21 protein-coding genes are annotated in these 16,735 nt (G+C 66.0%); 15 read left to right on the forward strand and 6 right to left on the reverse strand.

Annotation, left to right across the window (positions count from 1 at the left end; translation table 11 throughout):
- Window positions 1-131 precede the first annotated feature (131 nt).
- Window positions 132-512, forward strand: coding sequence for a hypothetical protein (locus RI032_RS19005; RefSeq protein ID WP_322547532.1), 381 nt, complete (start codon window positions 132-134; stop codon window positions 510-512).
- 61 nt (window positions 513-573) lie between these two features.
- On the opposite strand, the gene RI032_RS19010 is transcribed toward RI032_RS19005, so the two are convergent.
- Window positions 574-1,476 (reverse strand): LysR family transcriptional regulator, encoded by a 903-nt coding sequence (locus RI032_RS19010; RefSeq protein WP_010485668.1) that lies wholly within the window; start codon window positions 1,474-1,476, stop codon window positions 574-576.
- A 109-nt stretch (window positions 1,477-1,585) separates the two neighbouring features.
- Here RI032_RS19010 and RI032_RS19015 point away from each other — a divergent pair, with 109 nt between their 5' ends.
- From RI032_RS19015 to RI032_RS19035, 5 genes are all read left to right on the forward strand, one after another.
- A complete protein-coding gene (locus RI032_RS19015; protein ID WP_322548280.1) occupies window positions 1,586-2,707 on the forward strand; it encodes a 4-oxalomesaconate tautomerase in 1,122 nt (373 codons plus the stop codon).
- Window positions 2,708-2,782: 75 nt separating this feature from the next.
- Entirely contained in the window at window positions 2,783-3,841 is a 1,059-nt protein-coding gene (locus tag RI032_RS19020; RefSeq protein WP_322547533.1) for an ABC transporter substrate-binding protein, read from the forward strand.
- 14 nt (window positions 3,842-3,855) lie between these two features.
- Complete coding sequence (locus tag RI032_RS19025; protein ID WP_057504056.1) at window positions 3,856-4,689, forward strand: ABC transporter ATP-binding protein; 834 nt, start codon at window positions 3,856-3,858, stop codon at window positions 4,687-4,689.
- Entirely contained in the window at window positions 4,673-5,449 is a 777-nt protein-coding gene (locus tag RI032_RS19030) for an ABC transporter permease (protein WP_005409726.1), read from the forward strand. The genes RI032_RS19025 and RI032_RS19030 overlap by 17 nt, the downstream gene beginning before the upstream one ends.
- A 134-nt stretch (window positions 5,450-5,583) precedes the next feature.
- A complete protein-coding gene (locus tag RI032_RS19035) occupies window positions 5,584-7,017 on the forward strand; it encodes an OprO/OprP family phosphate-selective porin (protein WP_322547534.1) in 1,434 nt (477 codons plus the stop codon).
- 24 nt (window positions 7,018-7,041) lie between these two features.
- Here the strand turns inward: RI032_RS19035 and RI032_RS19040 are convergent, their stop codons facing one another.
- A complete protein-coding gene (locus tag RI032_RS19040; RefSeq protein WP_322547535.1) occupies window positions 7,042-8,289 on the reverse strand; it encodes an arsenic transporter in 1,248 nt (415 codons plus the stop codon).
- Window positions 8,290-8,498: 209 nt separating this feature from the next.
- Between RI032_RS19040 and RI032_RS19045 the strand changes: the two genes are divergently transcribed.
- The gene (locus RI032_RS19045) at window positions 8,499-8,627 is read left to right on the forward strand and encodes a hypothetical protein (RefSeq protein WP_261280069.1); all 129 of its coding nucleotides are present in this window, start codon (window positions 8,499-8,501) and stop codon (window positions 8,625-8,627) included.
- Between the two features lie 99 nt (window positions 8,628-8,726).
- Here RI032_RS19045 and RI032_RS19050 read toward each other — a convergent pair whose 3' ends face one another.
- Window positions 8,727-9,326: a fasciclin domain-containing protein gene (locus RI032_RS19050; RefSeq protein ID WP_425603808.1), complete on the reverse strand. Its 600-nt coding sequence runs from the start codon at window positions 9,324-9,326 to the stop codon at window positions 8,727-8,729.
- Between the two features lie 221 nt (window positions 9,327-9,547).
- On the opposite strand from RI032_RS19050, the gene RI032_RS19055 reads away from it, so the two are divergent.
- Window positions 9,548-9,781, forward strand: coding sequence for a hypothetical protein (locus RI032_RS19055; protein ID WP_322547536.1), 234 nt, complete (start codon window positions 9,548-9,550; stop codon window positions 9,779-9,781).
- 7 nt (window positions 9,782-9,788) lie between these two features.
- On the opposite strand, the gene RI032_RS19060 is transcribed toward RI032_RS19055, so the two are convergent.
- From RI032_RS19060 to RI032_RS19070, 3 genes are all read right to left on the reverse strand, one after another.
- Window positions 9,789-10,358 (reverse strand): cysteine hydrolase family protein, encoded by a 570-nt coding sequence (locus RI032_RS19060; RefSeq protein WP_322547537.1) that lies wholly within the window; start codon window positions 10,356-10,358, stop codon window positions 9,789-9,791.
- A gap of 3 nt (window positions 10,359-10,361) precedes the next feature.
- Window positions 10,362-11,000, reverse strand: a complete 639-nt coding sequence (locus tag RI032_RS19065) for a DUF6766 family protein (protein ID WP_322547538.1) — start codon at window positions 10,998-11,000, stop codon at window positions 10,362-10,364.
- A gap of 100 nt (window positions 11,001-11,100) precedes the next feature.
- Window positions 11,101-11,289: a hypothetical protein gene (locus RI032_RS19070; protein WP_197657344.1), complete on the reverse strand. Its 189-nt coding sequence runs from the start codon at window positions 11,287-11,289 to the stop codon at window positions 11,101-11,103.
- A gap of 149 nt (window positions 11,290-11,438) precedes the next feature.
- On the opposite strand from RI032_RS19070, the gene RI032_RS19075 reads away from it, so the two are divergent.
- The 7 genes from RI032_RS19075 to RI032_RS19105 all read left to right on the forward strand — a co-directional run bounded on the left by RI032_RS19075 (window position 11,439) and on the right by RI032_RS19105 (window position 16,735).
- On the forward strand, window positions 11,439-12,602 hold the full coding sequence (locus RI032_RS19075; RefSeq protein ID WP_322547539.1) for a zinc-dependent alcohol dehydrogenase: 1,164 nt from the start codon (window positions 11,439-11,441) through the stop codon (window positions 12,600-12,602).
- Window positions 12,603-12,612: 10 nt separating this feature from the next.
- Entirely contained in the window at window positions 12,613-13,119 is a 507-nt protein-coding gene (locus RI032_RS19080; protein ID WP_322547540.1) for a hypothetical protein, read from the forward strand.
- 105 nt (window positions 13,120-13,224) lie between these two features.
- The gene (locus tag RI032_RS19085) at window positions 13,225-14,166 is read left to right on the forward strand and encodes an acyl-CoA dehydrogenase (protein ID WP_191849323.1); all 942 of its coding nucleotides are present in this window, start codon (window positions 13,225-13,227) and stop codon (window positions 14,164-14,166) included.
- Window positions 14,154-14,912: a PIG-L deacetylase family protein gene (locus RI032_RS19090; RefSeq protein ID WP_322547541.1), complete on the forward strand. Its 759-nt coding sequence runs from the start codon at window positions 14,154-14,156 to the stop codon at window positions 14,910-14,912. Before RI032_RS19085 ends, RI032_RS19090 begins: the two co-directional genes overlap by 13 nt.
- A complete protein-coding gene (locus RI032_RS19095; RefSeq protein WP_019337690.1) occupies window positions 14,909-15,496 on the forward strand; it encodes a class I SAM-dependent DNA methyltransferase in 588 nt (195 codons plus the stop codon). The genes RI032_RS19090 and RI032_RS19095 overlap by 4 nt, the downstream gene beginning before the upstream one ends.
- Window positions 15,493-16,179: a glycosyltransferase family 2 protein gene (locus RI032_RS19100; RefSeq protein WP_322547542.1), complete on the forward strand. Its 687-nt coding sequence runs from the start codon at window positions 15,493-15,495 to the stop codon at window positions 16,177-16,179. Before RI032_RS19095 ends, RI032_RS19100 begins: the two co-directional genes overlap by 4 nt.
- Window positions 16,180-16,387: 208 nt before the next feature.
- The gene (locus RI032_RS19105; protein ID WP_005409700.1) at window positions 16,388-16,735 is read left to right on the forward strand and encodes a BLUF domain-containing protein; all 348 of its coding nucleotides are present in this window, start codon (window positions 16,388-16,390) and stop codon (window positions 16,733-16,735) included.

The raw sequence follows: 16,735 nt of genomic DNA on the forward strand, positions 1-16,735 counted from the left end.
AGGGGCTGGAAACCGCAGGCTGATTGACCTGGTAGTGCCGGCCGCTGGCTGGCTTCCCCATGCAGCGTTGCGCGGGGCTGGCGCAGGCGTCACGATGCCCGCCACTGGCCAACACCGGAAACGCTGACGTCATGAAGACCACATCCTGGTTCTGGATCAACGTGGCCAGTCACTTCGGCATTGTCGCAGCCCTGGCTTGGCTGCCCGCCCGGTGGACGGGGCAACTTGTGGAAGCCCTGGCCGGGACTCAGCAGGCTATCGGCGACACCCGCCATTTGGCCTTCATAGGCTCCATGTTCGGCTTCTGCGTGACCGCACTGATCCTGATGGGGGTGTTGACTGTCACCGGCGAACTGCTGGGTTTCTCCAGGCCCTATGCGCGACGGTCGGAGGCCCAGAACGAAGCGCAGGCCGTCCACCGGAAGGTACTGCTGACTGCATTCGCCACGCTCTCATGGGTGGCCGTGGGATCGCTTGCAGGTATTGCGTCGATCTTCGCGGCCTCGTCATGAAGGGCGACCCTGTCAGCGCCCAGTGTGCCGGAACGGATGGGTGCGTGAACTGTGGGGCTGCTCACGCCTCCCCACGCCACTGGCTCATCAGCATCTGCAGGAATCGCTCCGCCGTGGGCGAGAGCAGGGCGCCGCGGCGGCGGACGATGCCGATCGTGCGTGACACCACAGGGTTGCCGATCGCGCGCGTCACCAGGGTGGGGTGATCCCCATCTGGCGTGGCCATCTTCGGCAGCACCGACACCCCGATGCCCGCCTCGACCATGCCCAGTGACGTCGACAGGTGGGTCACTTCGTAGTGCCAGCTCAACTTGAGGTTCTCGCGCGCCAGCGCACCATCCAGCAGCGTGCGGTTGCCGCTGGTGCGATGCACGGTGATCAACTGGTGCTCGGCCAGGTCGGCCCATTCCACCTTGCGCTTGCGCGCCAGCGGATGATCGCGACGGCACGCCAGCACGAACGGGTCCTCTGCCAGTACGTCGAAATCGAGATTCGGATCGTTGGCGCCCATGAAGTTGATGCCGAACTCCACTTCGCCACGTTCCACTGCCTGCAGCCCCTCCGTGGCCGGGATATCCAGAATGCGGAAGCGCACGTTCGGGTGCGCTTCGTGGAAACGCGCCATCACGCTGGGCAGGAAGTAGAACGCCGCCGTCGGCAGGCAGGCGATGGTCACTGTCGCGCCGCGGGTGTCTTCGCGGCCGCGCAGCGAGAACAGTGATCCATCGAATTCCTCCAGCATGCGGCGCACCAGCGGCAGCAGGTTCTCGCCGACAGCGGTGGTACTGACGCTGCGCGTGGTGCGCTCCAGCAGCGGCGACCCCACCGCCTGTTCCAGTTTCTGGATACGCCGGCTGAGTGCTGGCTGGGAGACGTGCAGGATTTCCGCGGCGCGATGGAAGCTGCGGGTCTCCGACACCAGCAGGAACGCACGCAGATCCAGGATTTCGCAATTGATGCTCATTAGGTATCAATCATCCAAAAATCAGCAATTCACAGATCAATTGGGGTCATGCCAGTATCGAATCACAGAGGGGTCATTCATCCCCTATACGCATCAATCTAGCACACGTATGTCCAACGATCTGCTCAGCATTCCCTGCGTCCTCATGCGCGGCGGCACCTCCAAGGGCCCTTTCTTCCTGGCCAGCGACCTGCCGGCGGACACCGCCGAACGCGATCGCCTGCTGCTGGAAGTGATGGGATCGGGGCATCCGCTGCAGATCGATGGCATCGGCGGAGGCAACGCGCTGACCAGCAAGGTGGCGATCATCGACCGCTCCAGCCGTCCGGACGCCGATGTCGACTACCTGTTCGCCCAGGTACGGGTAGAGCAGCAGGTGGTGGATACCTCGCCGAACTGCGGCAACATGCTGGCGGCCGTAGGCCCGTATGCCATCGAGCGTGGGCTGGTGCAGGCGCAGGATCCGCAGACCGAGGTGCGCATCCACAACGTCAACACCGGCAAGCTGATCGTCGCCACGGTGGAAACGCCCGGCGGCAACGTGGTGTACCGAGGTGACACGCGCATTGCCGGCGCGCCGGGCTCGGCTTCGCCGGTCAGGCTCTCCTTCCTTGATGCGGCAGGTGCCCGCACCGGCAAGCTGCTGCCCAGCGGGCACGCGCAGGAGACCATCGATGGCGTGCCGGTCAGCCTGGTGGACTGCGCGATGCCGATGATGCTGGTGCGTGCCGAAGACCTGGGCGTGCGCGGCGATGCCCCGCCCGCCGAACTGAACGCGGACGCGGTATTCATGCGCCGGCTGGAAGCGTTGCGCATCGAGGCGGGCGCCCGCATGGGCATCGCCGACGCTGGCAACAAGGTCATTCCGAAGCCGGTGCTGCTGTCGGCGCCGCAACATGGGGGCGATCTGCAGGTGCGCTATTTCATGCCGCATCAATGCCACACCGCGCTGGCCATTACCGGTGCGGTTGGCCTGGCCACCGCCGCCGTTACGGCGGGCACGCTGGCCCACACTTTGGTCGGATGCCTGTCCGTTCCCGGCCGCATTACCCTCGAACATCCGAGCGGGGCCCTGGAGGTGGGCCTCAGTCGCAGCTCGGACGATTCGCCGGTGATTGCCAGCGTGGTCCGCACCGCGCGCCGCTTGTTCGAGGGGCGCGTGTACGCGACTTCGCCCGCGCCCACCATGGCCAGTGCCACCCAAGCCCGCCAATGGACGTCAGCGGCATGATCTGAATCCGGACGGGCCGGCGTAGACACGCATGTCCGCCATTACAACGTAGATGCTTCACTCCTGGGAGGGATGATGTACAAGCAGTTCTTGATGGCCGCGCTGTGCGCGGCTGGTCTGGCCGCGGCCGGATGCAGCAACAGCGGCCGCGCGGAAGGCGCGTCCACGGGCAGCGCTGACAACGCGCCGGTACGCATCAGCGTCGGCTCCTACAACCTCAACAACCTGCCGTTCTTCATCGCCGACGCAAAGGGCTATTTCAAGGATGTCGGTCTCGAAGTGAAGACCGAGAACTTCGCCCAGGGCGGCTCCAAGGTATTGCAGGCGCTGGTGGCCAATTCCACCGACGTGGCCGTCGGCTTCTACGACCACACCATCCAGATGCAGGCCAAGGGCAAGGACGTGGTGGCCTTCGTGCTGCTCTCGCGCAACTCCGGCCTGGTGATGGCCGGCCGCGAGGATGCCACCTTCGATCCGGCCCGCCCGGACACCATCAAGGGCCAGAAGGTCGGCATCACCGCACCGGGCTCATCGTCAGACTTCTTCGTCCGTCACTTCCTGGCTCAGCACGACATTCCGGTGGACAGCGTCTCGCTGATCGGCGTCGGCTCCGGTGCTGCGGCGGTCGCCGCGCTGGAGCAGGGCAAGATCGACCTGCTGGTCAACTACGACCCAGCCGCCACCCTGATCACCGAGCGCAAGGTCGGGAAGATCCTCCTCGACGCGCGCAGCGATGACGGCGCCCGCCAGGTCTATGGCGGCCTGTACCCGACCTCGGTGATGTACGCCAACCAGAGCTTCTTGGACAAGCGCCCCGAAGCGGCCGAGAAGATCGCCCGTGCCGAGCAGATGGCATTGAAGTTCATCGCCGACAACAGTGCCGAAGAGATCGTTGCCGCGCTGCCGGACAGCTACGTCTCCGGCGACCGCGCCACCTATGCCCGCGCGGTGGAGAACGCCCGCGCGATCTTTACCCGGGACGGTCACTTCACGCCAGCCGACCTGGAAACGCCGCTGAAGGTGCTGCGCGAGTTCAACACGGATGTGGCCAAGGCCAACATCGATCTGTCCAGGACCTACACCAATGCCTTCGTCGAGCGTGCCCACGCTGCGGCGCCGGCGGCCCAACCGTGATCGGAGGTAACCCCATGGCCCTCAATGCCACCGTGCGCCAGCTCAACGGCGCGCCGCAGCTGGAGCCTGCACAGACCATGGTTGCCCTCAACAAGGTGACCATGTCCTTCGGCGAATTCACCGCCGTGCGTGATGTCGACATCCAGGTGGGTGACGGCGAGTTCCTTGCCATCGTCGGGCCGACCGGCTGCGGCAAGAGCACCATCCTCAATTCCGTGGCTGGGCTGTTGAAACCGTCCTCCGGAGAAGTAGCCATCGATGGCCGCACTGTCAGCGGCGTGCAGGAGTCGGTCGGCTACCTGTTCCAGCAGGATGCGCTGCTGCCGTGGAAGACGGCTTACCAGAATGTTGAACTCGGCCTGCGCTTCCGCGGCGTGCCCGAAGCCGAACGCAAGGCCAAGGCCAACGCGTGGCTGGCCAAGGTCGGCCTGGCCGGTTTCGAGCATCGCTACCCCCACCAGCTGTCCGGTGGCCAGCGCAAGCGTGTGCAGATGGCGCAGGCGCTGATCGTCGAGCCGAAGGTGATCCTGATGGATGAACCGTTCTCGGCGCTGGACATCCACACCCGGCACCTGATGCAGAACGAGCTGCTGCGTCTTTGGCAGGAGGACCGGCGCTCGGTGATCCTGATCACCCACGATCTGGAAGAAGCCATCGCCCTGGGGGATCGCGTCGTGGTGCTGTCCTCCGGCCCAGCCAGCCGCGTGGTGCGCAGCTTCGACGTGGATCTGGAGCGTCCGCGCAATGTGGCCGAGATCAAGCTGGATGACCGTTTCACCGACCTGTACCGCGACATCTGGGCCTGCCTGCGCGGCGAAGTGGAGAAGAGCTATGCACGCCAAGACTGACAAATTCATCCAGCTGGCCCTGGTAGTCGCCGTCTTCGGCGGCTGGGAAGGCGGTATCGCGCTGGGCGTGATCGATCCGTTCTTCTTCCCTTCGCCAACAGCGATCGTGCAGCAGGCCTGGACCTGGCTGTCCGACACCTCGTTCTACCAGCACGTCTACATCACCCTGACCGAAACCGCGCTGGGCTACATCATTGGCACCGGCCTGGGTGTGGCTGGCGGCGTGTGGCTGGGCCTGAGCCGACGCTCGGCGCGCATCCTCGACCCCTTCATCAAAGGCTTCAACGCAATTCCGCGCGTAGTGCTGGCGCCGATTTTCGTGTTGTGGCTGGGGCTGGGCCTGTGGTCGAAGGTGGCGCTGGCGGTCACCCTGGTGTTCTTCACCACGTTCTTCAATGCCATGCAGGGCGTGCGCGAGGTGAATCCGGTGGTGCTGGCCAATGCCCGCATCCTGGGCGCAAGCCGTAGCGACCTGCTGCGCCATGTCTACTTCCCTGCAGCAGCCAGCTGGATCCTGTCCTCGCTGCGCACCTCGGTGGGCTTCGCGGTGGTCGGCGCTATCATCGGTGAGTACCTCGGGGCCTCGGCGGGCCTGGGTTACCTGATCGCGCAGGCCGAGGGCAACTTCAATGCCGTGGGCGTGTTCGCCGGCATCATCATCCTGGCCGCCTTCGTGCTGGTCATCGACGCCCTGCTGGACGTGGTCGAGAACAAGCTGATCACCTGGCGTCCCAACGCCCAGGCACAGGCCACCAGCTGAACCGGCCGCGCTGAGCCGGCCCGCCGCGCCGCCGGACCGATCCGGCGGCGCGCACTTCCTCCCCCGATCTTCCCCCGCACCACCGCAACAGGCCAGCGCCGGGCCAGGGGGCCGGCTGGCCGGAGAGAGAGCCCATGAATCATTCCACCGTGCTGCCGCTGGCAGTGCTGCCGGTCGCGCTTGGCCTGCTGTTGGCCAGTGGCCATGTTGGCGCCCAGGCTGTTTCGTCCCCTCCCGCACCACTGAGCCAGGCCGAACTCTCACGCCTGGTGCAGCAGCAGGCGCTGCAGATCCAGCAGTTGGAGGCGCGCCTGCGTGCCGTGGAGGGCGGGCGCGGCACTTCCGGCGCGGCGGTCGCAACGCAGGCTCCCGCGCTGGACACCCGCATTGCCGCACTGGAATCCAGCCAGGCCAAGGCGCCCAAGGTCACCTGGTCCAAGGGCGCACCGGAATTCAGCAGTGCCGATGGCAGCGTGGTGTTCCGTCCGCGCGGACGCCTGTTCGTCGACGCATCCAGCACCGATGGGTCCTCAGTGAGTGACCGCAACATCTCCGGTACCGAGATCCGCTCGGTGCGGTTGGGCGCCGAAGGCCGCTACGGCATCCTCGGCTGGGCGGTGGAAGGTGACTTCGCCGACAACGCGGTGGCGTGGAAGTCGGTCTACGCCACCGTGGACCACCGCCTGTTCGGGCTGCCGGCCGACCTGACCGTGGGCAACCGCCTCAACGACCGGGGTATCGACGGCTCCAGCAGCACGTCCAACACGCCGTTCCAGGACCGCAACGTGGTCGGCACGCTGATGCTGCCGCAGCGCGGCCTGTTCGGTGTCGGCCTGACCGAGCGCGTGTACGGCAAGGACTGGCATGCCAGCCTGTCGGTGGCCGGCAACGATCTCAACAACACCGGCACCGACAACGACAGCCAGACCTGGGCCACGCGCGTGCATTGGAACCCGGTGGCCAACGATGCGGTCACGGTGCACCTGGGGGCCTGGGTCTTCCACGAGGAGATCGCCGCAGGCGCCAGCGGCGTCGTCCGCAGTTCGGCCATCGCCGGGCACTTCAACGACCTGGTCAAGATCGCGCCGGGCACACTGCTGGGCGCCGAGCGCAGCACGGCCCATGGCGCGGAACTGGCAGGCTTCTTCGGGCCGGCCTGGGCGACCGGCGAATGGGGTACGCGCAAGCTGCGCGGGGCCGACGCCAGCGGGCGCTACGATCTGGACCACCAGGCCTGGGCGATTTCGGCTGGCTGGTTCCTGGCCGGTGCAAGGCCGGCCTATTCGGGCAAGGCCGGCACCTGGGGCCGGGTCAAGGTGGCCGATCCTGTCACCCGCGGCGGCGCCGGGGCATGGGAACTGAAAGGGCGCTACGAGGACGTGGACTATGCCGAGCTGCCCAGTGGCGGTACCGGCCACGCGTGGACGCTGGGTGCGAACTGGTATCTCAACGACTTCAGCCGCGTGATGTTCGAGGCGATCCGTTGGCAGACCCGCAACCGCAGCGGCACCGGCCAGGGCAGGGATGAAGGCACCACCTTCAATACCCGCCTGCAGGTGGCCTTCTAGAAGCGCATGCCACTCGCGCGCCGATCAGAGCAGCAGCAATGCTCCGATCAACGCCGGTGGCATCACCAGCGCGCCGACACGCAGGAAGTCGAGCGCGCTGACATGCTCGCCCTCGCGGCGCAGCGCCACCAGCCACAGCATCGTCGCCAGCGAACCGGTGACCGACAGGTTGGGCCCCAGATCCACGCCGACCAGCAATGCGGCACGGGTCTGCGCCGGCAGGTCGGCCATCTGCCCCAGCGAACCGGCGGCCAGGCCGACCGGCAGATTGTTGGCCACGTTGCTCAGCAGCGCAGCCGCGCCACCGGCCAGCCAGCTGGCCTGGCGGGGAGACGCCTGCGCCACGGCCTGCAGCGCGCTGGCCGCAGTCTGGATGACACCGGTCTGCGCCACCGCTTCCACCAGCACGAACAGTCCCGCCACCAGCGGCAGCACGCCCCAGGACACGTGGCGCAGCAGTGGCAGCGGGCTGCGCCGCTGACGGATCGCCACCACCGCCACAGTCAGCGTGCCCGCGCAGAACGTGGTCAGGCCCAATGGCCCGTTCAAGGCGGACGTGACCAGCAACACGGTGCCGGTGAACAGCACGCCCAGTGCGCTCAGCCGGCCGCCGTCGGTCAACGGGCGATGCACCGGCGCGGCCACCAGCGGCTGGGCGATCTCGCGCCGGTGCACCCAGCGCAGGACCAGATAGGTGGCACCGATCGCCGCCGCCGATGGCAGCGCGAACTGCGCCAGCCACTGCAGCAGCGGCGGCATGTGCTGGCCGTACACCACCAGGTTGGCCGGATTGGAAATAGGCAGCACGAAGCTGGCCGCATTGGCGATGAATGCACAGACGAACAGGTAGGGCAGGGGATTGGCGCGCGCCGCCTTGCAGGCGGCGTAGACCGCCGGGGTCAGCACCACGGCCGTTGCATCGTTGGACAGGAACACCGTCACCAGCGTGCCGACCAGGAATACCAGGTCGAACAGGCGTCGCCCGGATCCGCCCGCATGCCGGACCGCGTACAACGCCACCCAATCGAACAGGCCTTCGCGCCGCGCCAGTTCGGCCAGCATCATCATGCCGACCAGGAAGAGGTAGACGTCGCGGCCTTCGGCCACCGCGCCCCATGCGGTGTGCAGCGACACCGCGCCCATCAACGGCAAGAGGGCGGCAGCGCACAACGCCCACACATATTCGGGGATGCGGAAAGGACGGAACAGCAGGCCGATGGTGGCAACGGCGACCGCTGCCCAGATCACGAGGGGGGTTTGGGGGGCGAGCATGGAGTGGGGCTTCAGCGGCACCGGCAGCGACCCCGGCGCAGGGGGTCCTGGCGCGCGCGATCAGCGGACGGGCGGCCGCTGCAAACATCGCAGGTTCCGGGTCGCAGCATCATAGCGCGCGGACCGGTGCAGCGAGTGATGCGGCCCGGCGCGTTCCGTGACGGACGCGGGCATCCAGGCCGTTGTCGCGTCCACGTGCTCTGAACATCATGATCAACCGCTACCAGCTGATGCCGGGGCCGGCGCAGTCGGGGCTGTGCATCAAGGTCGCCTCCCAGGACGAGGCCGCGCAGAAACTTGAAGCCGAAGTAGTGAAGCTGCTGGGGCCGGAGTGGTAGCCCCTGCCACTGCGGGATGCGCGGGAGGTCCGCAGGGTGCCCGGCGGGTGGCCCACCCGGGCAACGGGCATCGCGCCCGATGCCCGTCGCGTGAGCCCCTTACTTGGGCATCAGCACGGTGTCGACCACGTGGATGACGCCGTTGGACTGGTTGACGTCGGCAATGCTGATGCCTGCCTTGCCACCCTTTGCACCGATGACCCAGAGCTTGCCATCGTGGAGCGCCACGGTGAGAGGCTCGCCCTGCACAGTCTTGAGGCTGGCCTTGCCGCCGTGCTTGCGGGCATCGGCCAGGAGCTGGGCGGAACTGTAGTTGCCCGGGACAACGTGATAGGTAAGGATCCGTGTCAGCTGCGCCTTGTTTTCAGGCTTCACCAGCGTACCGACAGTGCCCGCAGGCAGCTTGTCGAAGGCCGCATTGGTGGGCGCGAAAACAGTGAACGGGCCGGCGCCGTTGAGAGTGTCGACCAGGCCCGCTGCTTTGACCGCTGCGACCAGCGTGGTGTGATCCTTGGAATTGACGGCATTTTCGACGATGGTCCTGGTCGGGTACATTTCTGCCCCGCCCACCATTACGGTGTTGGCGGCGAAAGCGCTGGAGCCGGCCGAAACAAGTACAGCGAAGCCGACTGCGGCGGTGATGCGCTGAAGAGCGTTCACGGTGCATTCCTTTCTGGATGACCCGCACAGCGCGGGCATCTTTCCTACGGCGTGTGAGCTCGAACGGATGCAGCGGCCATCAAAGGCGCGCGCCCGCATGGGCGTTGGGCCGGGCGCTGGAGGATGAGCGGGAGCCGTTTGCTGCGACGGCTGCGTGGTGACGACGCGAACGCCCTACACCCTCGCGACACGGTGCATTCACGGCCACCAACACCCGCGCTGTCCACACTGCATGTTCCTTCCACAGCACGAGGTGCCCCATGGCTACCTGTGATGTCTGCGGCAACTACTACGACAAAAGCTTTACCCTGCAGCAGGGCGGGCGCAGCGGCACGTTCGATTCGTTCGAGTGCGCGATCCACGCATTCGCACCCCGCTGCGCACACTGCGAATGCGCGGTTATCGGGCATGGCGTTGAAGGAAATGGCCAGATCTTCTGCTGTGCACATTGCGCCGGTCATGCGGGCGTACAGGGTATAGCCGACCGGGCCTGAGCTGCCTTCAGCGCCATCCTGCTTCCTGCCCGGAGACGAGCGAAGAAAGCCGCGCGATCCTGGCTGCGCCCGAATCAGCCAGCAGCGCCAGTGCGCGCCGCTTCCGGGATGGCAGCCCCGCCACGATCTCCGGTGCCAACACGACGTGGAACTCTCTGGCGTTGGCATCCAGCGCGGTGGCCAGAACGCACGAATCGGCCGTCATGCCACTCAGGCACAGGCGGCGCACTCCGAGTTTGGCCAGCAGAATCGGCAAGGGACTGGCGAGGAACGCCGAGTGCTTGGGCTTGAGTACGAAGTAATGACCGGGCAAAGGTGAGAGAAGGCTGGCAATTCGCCCCGCCGGACCGCCGTCACGCCGGCACTGTTCCACCTGCTGGCGGAAATCGCGCTTCCAATCCGAGAAGTTGTCATTGGCGTAGATGACCGGCCACCCGCGTTCGTCGAAGTGATCCCTCAGGCGCCGGATCTGCCGGGCCGCCCGCTCTGCCGCGGGCGCCAGCTCCTGCGCGCCCGGGAAATCGAAACGGCTGAACATGTCGATGATCAGCAAGGCAGTCGACGGATCATCTGCCATGGTTCAATCTCCTGTCTGGGTATGTGGCGCCTCGACCGGCTTGGATTGCGGCGAATCTTTCTGGCGCAGGAAGATCGTCAGCACCACCAGAGACAGCACGGCCAGGAATTCGCTTTGCCAGTTCTGCATGGATTCGAACCAGAATGTGCTGCTGGCGAGGTGCTCCACAAAGCCTGGCGGCGGCAATCCCTTCAACTGCTGTTCGGCCTCCTCGGCGCGCCAGCTTCCCAATGCATGCAGCGTAAAGCTGAACAGGAACAACAGCCCGAACGCAATCGCCAGCGAATGACCGTAAAGAACCTTCCACAGGCCACCGCGCCTGACCGGCCAGGGCGTGCAGCCGGGTTCGATGCGATTCTGTTCCTGCGCAGGGTCCAGCGGCCGCGATTCGGCCGAACCGCGCTGGCGCAGGCTGACCGTCAGCAGAACGTACATCCCCATCTGCAGGAATTCGCTCTCCCAATTCTCGAACGTAGCGCTGACGAAGTGCCCGGTAGCCAGGTAGTGCCAGAAATCGATCGGCATGCGTCCGTGCTCGACCAGTTCCTGGTTGTGCACGTGATGCCCTGCAACTGCCTGCCCCACAATGAACACCAACGTGAGCGCAAGCAGCACCAGCGAGAGACCGTTGCGTTTCCACATGCAACACCTCGTTCAGGCTGTTCCAAAGACCGTCCATGAAGCTTGCGTGGGCAAAGGGCCTTGCCTCGTGATTGCTGCGCATCCGGAATGTGAGGCGGACTCAACGCTTCCCCGTCGGATCGGGATCAGGGCGCTCGTAGTCCTCCGGTGCCGCCTTGGGGCCGTCCCCATCGTCGGGCATGTCGTGGTCCTTCCACCTGGCCTGGTCGTTGCGACGTTTGTCCGGCGTATGGGCCTTCGACTGATCGTCCACGTCTGTGGTTGGATTGAAAGGCAGCTTGTCGTTCATGGGCAGCTCCTGCGGCGAGAACCTGAAGCCTGCACCGGTCCGGGTTAACGCCACGACGCCGCGGAATGAACGCTGCGCACACCCGGATGTCACCGCAGCAGGAGGAGTGCCCTGCGATGCTGGTGTTCCGATCTTTCTGGAGAACCGCGATGCAGGCATTGACCTATCACGGCCGCAAGGATGTGCGCGTCGAGACCGTGCCGGACCCGGTACTGGCGGCCGAGGATGATCTGATCCTGAGGGTGACCGCCACCGCCATCTGCGGTTCGGACCTGCACCTCTATCGCGGCAAGATTCCTGACCTGCACGATGGCGATGTGCTGGGCCACGAATTCATGGGCGTGGTGGAAGAGGTCGGCAGCGGCGTGACCCAGGTGAAACCCGGTGATCGCGTGGTGATCCCGTTTGTGATTGCCTGTGGCGAGTGCTTCCACTGCCGGCTGGCCGAGTATGCCGCCTGCGAGACCACAAATCCGGGCAAGGGCGCCGCACTGAATCAGAAGGGCATACTGCCTCCGGCCGCCTTGTTCGGCTACAGCCATCTGTATGGCGGCGTGGCCGGGGGGCAGGCCGAATTCGTGCGTGTACCGAAGGCGAATGTGGGTCCCCTGCGCATTCCGGAAGGCATTGCTGATGAGCGGGTGCTGTTCCTGTCTGACATTCTCCCCACCGGCTACCAGGCTGCGTTGAACGCAGGGGTGAAGGCAGGCTCGACGGTGGCCATCTTCGGTGCGGGACCGGTGGGGCTGATGAGCGCAGCCTGCTGCCGGCTGCTGGGGGCCGAGACCATCTTCATGGTGGACCATCTTCGCTACCGCCTGGACTACGCGCGTCGCGCCTACGGGGTGACCCCCATCGACTTCAGGGAAATCGAGGACCCGGCCGATTACATCCTGACCCAGACCAGCGGGCGCGGCGTAGACGCCTGCATCGAGGCCGTAGGCTTCGAGGCCGAAGGCAGTGCGCTGGAGTCAGCGCTGACCGCCGTGAAACTGGAAGGCAGCAGCGGGGTGGCGATCCGGCAGTGCATCGCAGCGGCCCGCCGCGGCGGCGTGGTCAGCATCCCCGGTGTCTATGCCGGCTTCATCCACGGTTTCCTGCTGGGCGACGCGTTCGACAAGGGCTTGACGTTCAAGATGGGGCAGACCCATGTCCAGGGGCTGATGCCCGAGCTGCTGGACGCAATCATGGAAGGAAAGCTGGACCCGGGTGACATCATCTCGCACCGGATGCGCCTGGCCGATGCAGCGCAGGGCTATGCGATGTTTGATGCCAAGGATGACGACTGCCGCAAGATCGTTCTGACACCGTGAGCGTGGCGCCATGAGTGCGATTGTCGTGGGCTGTGTGTACGCACTGTGGTTGGTGGCCGGTTCGCTGGACTTCCATTTTCACCGCCGGACCGACCTTCCACACACCTCCGCGATGCGCGAAAGCCTGTTGCATGGGGTGCAGCTGCTTCTGATCGGCAGCGGCGTGCTGGCGTGGTTGCTGCTGGAAAACACGTTGTCGCTCCTCACGTTTCTGGCACTTCTGGTCATCGCACACGCGGTCGCCGGATACCTGGACACCGTCAGCGCAGACGGCCGCAGACGCATCAGTCCGGCGGAGCAGCATGTGCACAGTGTGCTGGATGCCGCGCCGTGGGTCCTGCTGGGCTGGGTCGGCTGGCAGGTCCACCCCCGGTGGTCGCTCGAAGTGAAACCTGCAGCACCAGACGTCTGGTGGTTCACCCTGTTGCCGGCACTGGGCCTGGTGGTGCTGCCATGGCTGTGGGAACTGCGGCAGTGCGTGCGTGCACGAGAGCAACGCATGCAGACGGGTCCGTGAGGATCACGGTACCGGGTATTCATGTGCCCGCCACGCCGTCAAGACAGGCATGTGACTGCCTGCCGCCTACGTTCATGGCGTATCTCCATTGCAGGTCTGCCACCCATGCAGGATGTGACGTCATCCTCTTCGCTGTTCAATCGCGCACGCCAGGTGCTGGTACAGCAACCGGCATTGCCTTTGCCCGGGGGCGGCCAGACGCTGCAGCGTTGGCAGGCGCTGGCAGCTTGGGGGGCAGAGGATCTCTGCCTGGCCAAGGTACTGGAGGCCCACTATGACGCCCAAGCGATTGCTGCCGAGTTGAAGGCGCCCATCCATGCTGAAGACACGTTGCTGGCGGTGTGGGCTGCAGAGGGTCCGGCCAACACCGTTCGCATCGATGCCGGCGGTGGACTGTACGGTGACAAACCCTGGTGTTCCGGCAGCGCATGGGTGGATTCGGCACTGGTAACGGTTCGCAACGCGCAGGGCGTGTGGCTATGCCAGGTGGCGGCGGAACACTGGCACACACTTGCAGGCGAGCCATGGCCCGCCGTGGGCATGGCCGCAATCCCGTCCACCACGGTGCGCTTTGACGGCGCACCGATGGTGATCCTGGGGACGCGCGATGACTACCTTCAGCGCCCAGGCTTCTGGCATGGCGGGGCAGGCATCGCGGCGGTCTGGTTTGGCGCAGCGGCCGCATTGGCCGAGCGCATGCGACCGGCCTGCACCGAGGGGAATCGCGCGCGGCTGCTGGGTGAAGTGGACCTCGCCCTGGGCCCGGCTGCCGCGCTGCTTCGCGAACTGGCGGCGCGCATCGACGCCGCGCCCGAACTGGCCCATCGCGAAGATGTGGTGCGCCTGCGCTGTGTGGTCGAGCGTGCGGCAACGCGTGTGCTGGACCTGGCGGGTCGCGCGCTGGGCCCGGGCCCGATGTGCCTGGAGGCCTCCCATGCCCGGCGCTGCGCGGACCTGACCGTGTTCCTTCGCCAGAGCCACGCCGATCGCGATTGGGAATGGCTGGGCGAGCAGCGTGCAGCACAGGAGGCGACATGGGCGCTGTAGCCAGGACCCCCCTGCAAGGGGAAGGAACCCAGGAGCAGGCCTGGCTGCACTGCGATTGGCTCTGGCAGCAACCGACCATATCGGCAACCGCACTCTGCAGCAGGCATGACCGCATGGTGGTGGTCGCGCCGCATCCGGATGACGAAATACTCGGCTGTGGCGGGCTGCTGCATCACGCTGTGGGGCAGGGTATCGACGTCAGTGTCGTTGCCGTGACCGACGGTGAAGCATGCTATCCGGGCGAGCCGTGGTGGACGCCCGAACGCCTGCGATCAACGCGCAGAGCGGAGCTTGCCGCGGCATTGGGCGAACTCGGTATTCCGGTCGGCTCCATCTTCCACCTGGGTATCGCCGACGGCGCGGTCAGCGCGCACGAGCAGGGGCTGGAAGGCTGGCTGCAGCAGTATCTGCAACCGCGCGATCTGGTCCTGGCGCCATGGCGGTTTGATGGCCACCCCGATCACGAAGCCGCAGGGCGCGCTGCCTGCCGCGCCGCGCGGGCGGCCGGTTGCCACCGGCTGGAGTACCCGGTGTGGGGCTGGCACTGGCTTGACCCTGCCTGCGCACATATGGCGTGGGAGGCTCCGAAGCTGATCGACATTTCAGCGGTGGCGTCCGCAAAACGAAACGCGATCGCGCATTTCCGGACGCAGACGGGCGACGTGGCGGGCCTGAACAGCCCGCCGGTGCTGCCCGCACATGTACTCGCCCGATTCTTCCGAAACTACGAGGTGTTTCTGGCATGAGCGCGCAACCGTACTTTGATGACCTGCATGAGCAGGAGGACCCGTTCGGCTACCGCAGCCGGTGGTATGAAGAGCGCAAGCGCGCGCTGCTGCTGGCAAGCCTCAGCCAGCGCCAGTTCGCTCGCGGCTGGGAACTGGGGTGTTCCAACGGCGTACTGACCGAGGCGCTGGCGGCACGTTGCGAACGCCTGCTGGCAACCGACATCAGTCCCCGTGCGGCGTTCCAGGCGCGCCGCAACCTGGCCCATCTGCCGCACGTGCAGGTCCATTGCGCCAGCCATCCCGAGCAATGGCCGCCAGGACGCTTCGACCTGATCGTCTGCGGCGAAATGGGCTACTACCTGGGGGCAGGCGCACTGCGCGAGCTGCGCGGTGGCATCGATGAAGCCCTTCGCGATGACGGCCTGCTGGTCGCCTGCCATTGGTTGCCCTCGTTCCCGGGACGCGCGAGCCGGACCGAGGTGGTGCATCGATGCCTGGGGGAAGGCCTGCAGGAAGCCTTCCACTACCGCGATGCGGACTTCGTGCTTCAGGGATGGACACGGGGCCCCTTGTCATTGGCCCGGAACGAGGGCTTGCGGTGATAGGCGTCCTGATACCCGCCCACAATGAGGCGGACAGTATCGCGCGGTGCCTGCAATCCATCCGGGTGGCGGCCCTGCACCCAGGCCTCGGCGGCGAAGCAGTGGAGGTAATGGTCGCGCTGGACGCCTGTACGGATGCAACGGGCACCATCTGCCACCGATACCGGGTCGGGAGCGTACAGCTGGATGCACGCTGCGTCGGTGTCGCCCGGGCCGCAGCCGCTGCTGAACTGCTGGGGCGGGGCGCCAGGTGGCTGGCAAGCACGGACGCTGACAGTGAGGTGCCTCCCGAGTGGCTGGCCGCACAGGTTCAGGGCAGTTGTGACGCTTTCTGCGGACTGGTGGACATAGCGACGACCTGCCAGAGTGAACGGCGCCTTCGCAGGGCATTCCAGGCAAGACAGCAGTGGGGCGACCATCATGCGCGCATCCACGGTGCCAACCTCGGCGTCTCTGCCTGTTCCTATCGGGCCGTTGGCGGTTTTGCTCCCCTGCACTGTAGTGAAGACGTGGCGCTTGTCAGAGCGCTGCAACGCTGCGGTGCGGTGGTGCGATGGGCAGGCGCTCCCGTGGTGATGACCAGTGCGCGTCTGCAGGGGCGCGCTACAGGCGGATTCTCCGCTTATCTGGCGGCGCTGGGTGGCAAGCGATCTGGCGCGGAAGCACCCGCCCTGATCACCTGAGGGTCAGCCACTCCGTCACGCAAGCGCCCCGTGTTATCGGAGCGTGCGGTTGAGGAGAGCGTTGGGACAGGGCAGGCTGCGAAGGCCCTCATCCCTGCCTACCTCCGCGAAGCGATGATGGACGAGCAGGAAATTTCCTGCGTCAGAAGGAACGAATGTGCCCCTCCGTGCAGTCGCCTACGCAAGTGAGGCGACATCGGGGCTTTCCATGGACCATGTGGATGACCTCGCCAGGGCCGCCGCCCGCTTCAACTTCGAAGCCGGCGTTACGGGTGTGCTTCTTTATGACGGGCTCCGTTTCCTCCAGTACATCGAGGGACCGGAAGACAGCATCAACGTGGTGTACAGCCGCATCCTCAGTGCCCGGAGCCATTGCGAACTGATCGAGCTTGGCCGGGGCAGGGTTTCCGGCCGGTTCTTTCCCTACTGGTCAATGCGGCTGCTGTGGGTCGATGCCTCCGAGATCCGCAGCGTGGCGCGCAGCAACTGGGATGGGCTCTCCCGTGGTGGCGCGCTACGCCAGCTGAGCCTGGTGGTGGCCCCGCACCTGGGTTGA

Origin of the sequence: Stenotrophomonas geniculata (assembly GCF_034508895.1) — a bacterium.
Taxonomy (GTDB): Bacteria; Pseudomonadota; Gammaproteobacteria; order Xanthomonadales; family Xanthomonadaceae; genus Stenotrophomonas; species Stenotrophomonas geniculata.

Coding starts and splice junctions, on each gene's coding strand:
- RI032_RS19005 (WP_322547532.1), top strand. CDS start 132: ATGAAGACCACATCCTGGTTCTGGATCAACGTGGCCAGTCACTTCGGC.
- RI032_RS19010 (WP_010485668.1), bottom strand. CDS start 1,476: ATGAGCATCAATTGCGAAATCCTGGATCTGCGTGCGTTCCTGCTGGTG.
- RI032_RS19015 (WP_322548280.1), top strand. CDS start 1,586: ATGTCCAACGATCTGCTCAGCATTCCCTGCGTCCTCATGCGCGGCGGC.
- RI032_RS19020 (WP_322547533.1), top strand. CDS start 2,783: ATGTACAAGCAGTTCTTGATGGCCGCGCTGTGCGCGGCTGGTCTGGCC.
- RI032_RS19025 (WP_057504056.1), top strand. CDS start 3,856: ATGGCCCTCAATGCCACCGTGCGCCAGCTCAACGGCGCGCCGCAGCTG.
- RI032_RS19030 (WP_005409726.1), top strand. CDS start 4,673: ATGCACGCCAAGACTGACAAATTCATCCAGCTGGCCCTGGTAGTCGCC.
- RI032_RS19035 (WP_322547534.1), top strand. CDS start 5,584: ATGAATCATTCCACCGTGCTGCCGCTGGCAGTGCTGCCGGTCGCGCTT.
- RI032_RS19040 (WP_322547535.1), bottom strand. CDS start 8,289: ATGCTCGCCCCCCAAACCCCCCTCGTGATCTGGGCAGCGGTCGCCGTT.
- RI032_RS19045 (WP_261280069.1), top strand. CDS start 8,499: ATGATCAACCGCTACCAGCTGATGCCGGGGCCGGCGCAGTCGGGGCTG.
- RI032_RS19050 (WP_425603808.1), bottom strand. CDS start 9,326: ATGCCCGCGCTGTGCGGGTCATCCAGAAAGGAATGCACCGTGAACGCT.
- RI032_RS19055 (WP_322547536.1), top strand. CDS start 9,548: ATGGCTACCTGTGATGTCTGCGGCAACTACTACGACAAAAGCTTTACC.
- RI032_RS19060 (WP_322547537.1), bottom strand. CDS start 10,358: ATGGCAGATGATCCGTCGACTGCCTTGCTGATCATCGACATGTTCAGC.
- RI032_RS19065 (WP_322547538.1), bottom strand. CDS start 11,000: ATGTGGAAACGCAACGGTCTCTCGCTGGTGCTGCTTGCGCTCACGTTG.
- RI032_RS19070 (WP_197657344.1), bottom strand. CDS start 11,289: ATGAACGACAAGCTGCCTTTCAATCCAACCACAGACGTGGACGATCAG.
- RI032_RS19075 (WP_322547539.1), top strand. CDS start 11,439: ATGCAGGCATTGACCTATCACGGCCGCAAGGATGTGCGCGTCGAGACC.
- RI032_RS19080 (WP_322547540.1), top strand. CDS start 12,613: ATGAGTGCGATTGTCGTGGGCTGTGTGTACGCACTGTGGTTGGTGGCC.
- RI032_RS19085 (WP_191849323.1), top strand. CDS start 13,225: ATGCAGGATGTGACGTCATCCTCTTCGCTGTTCAATCGCGCACGCCAG.
- RI032_RS19090 (WP_322547541.1), top strand. CDS start 14,154: ATGGGCGCTGTAGCCAGGACCCCCCTGCAAGGGGAAGGAACCCAGGAG.
- RI032_RS19095 (WP_019337690.1), top strand. CDS start 14,909: ATGAGCGCGCAACCGTACTTTGATGACCTGCATGAGCAGGAGGACCCG.
- RI032_RS19105 (WP_005409700.1), top strand. CDS start 16,388: ATGGACCATGTGGATGACCTCGCCAGGGCCGCCGCCCGCTTCAACTTC.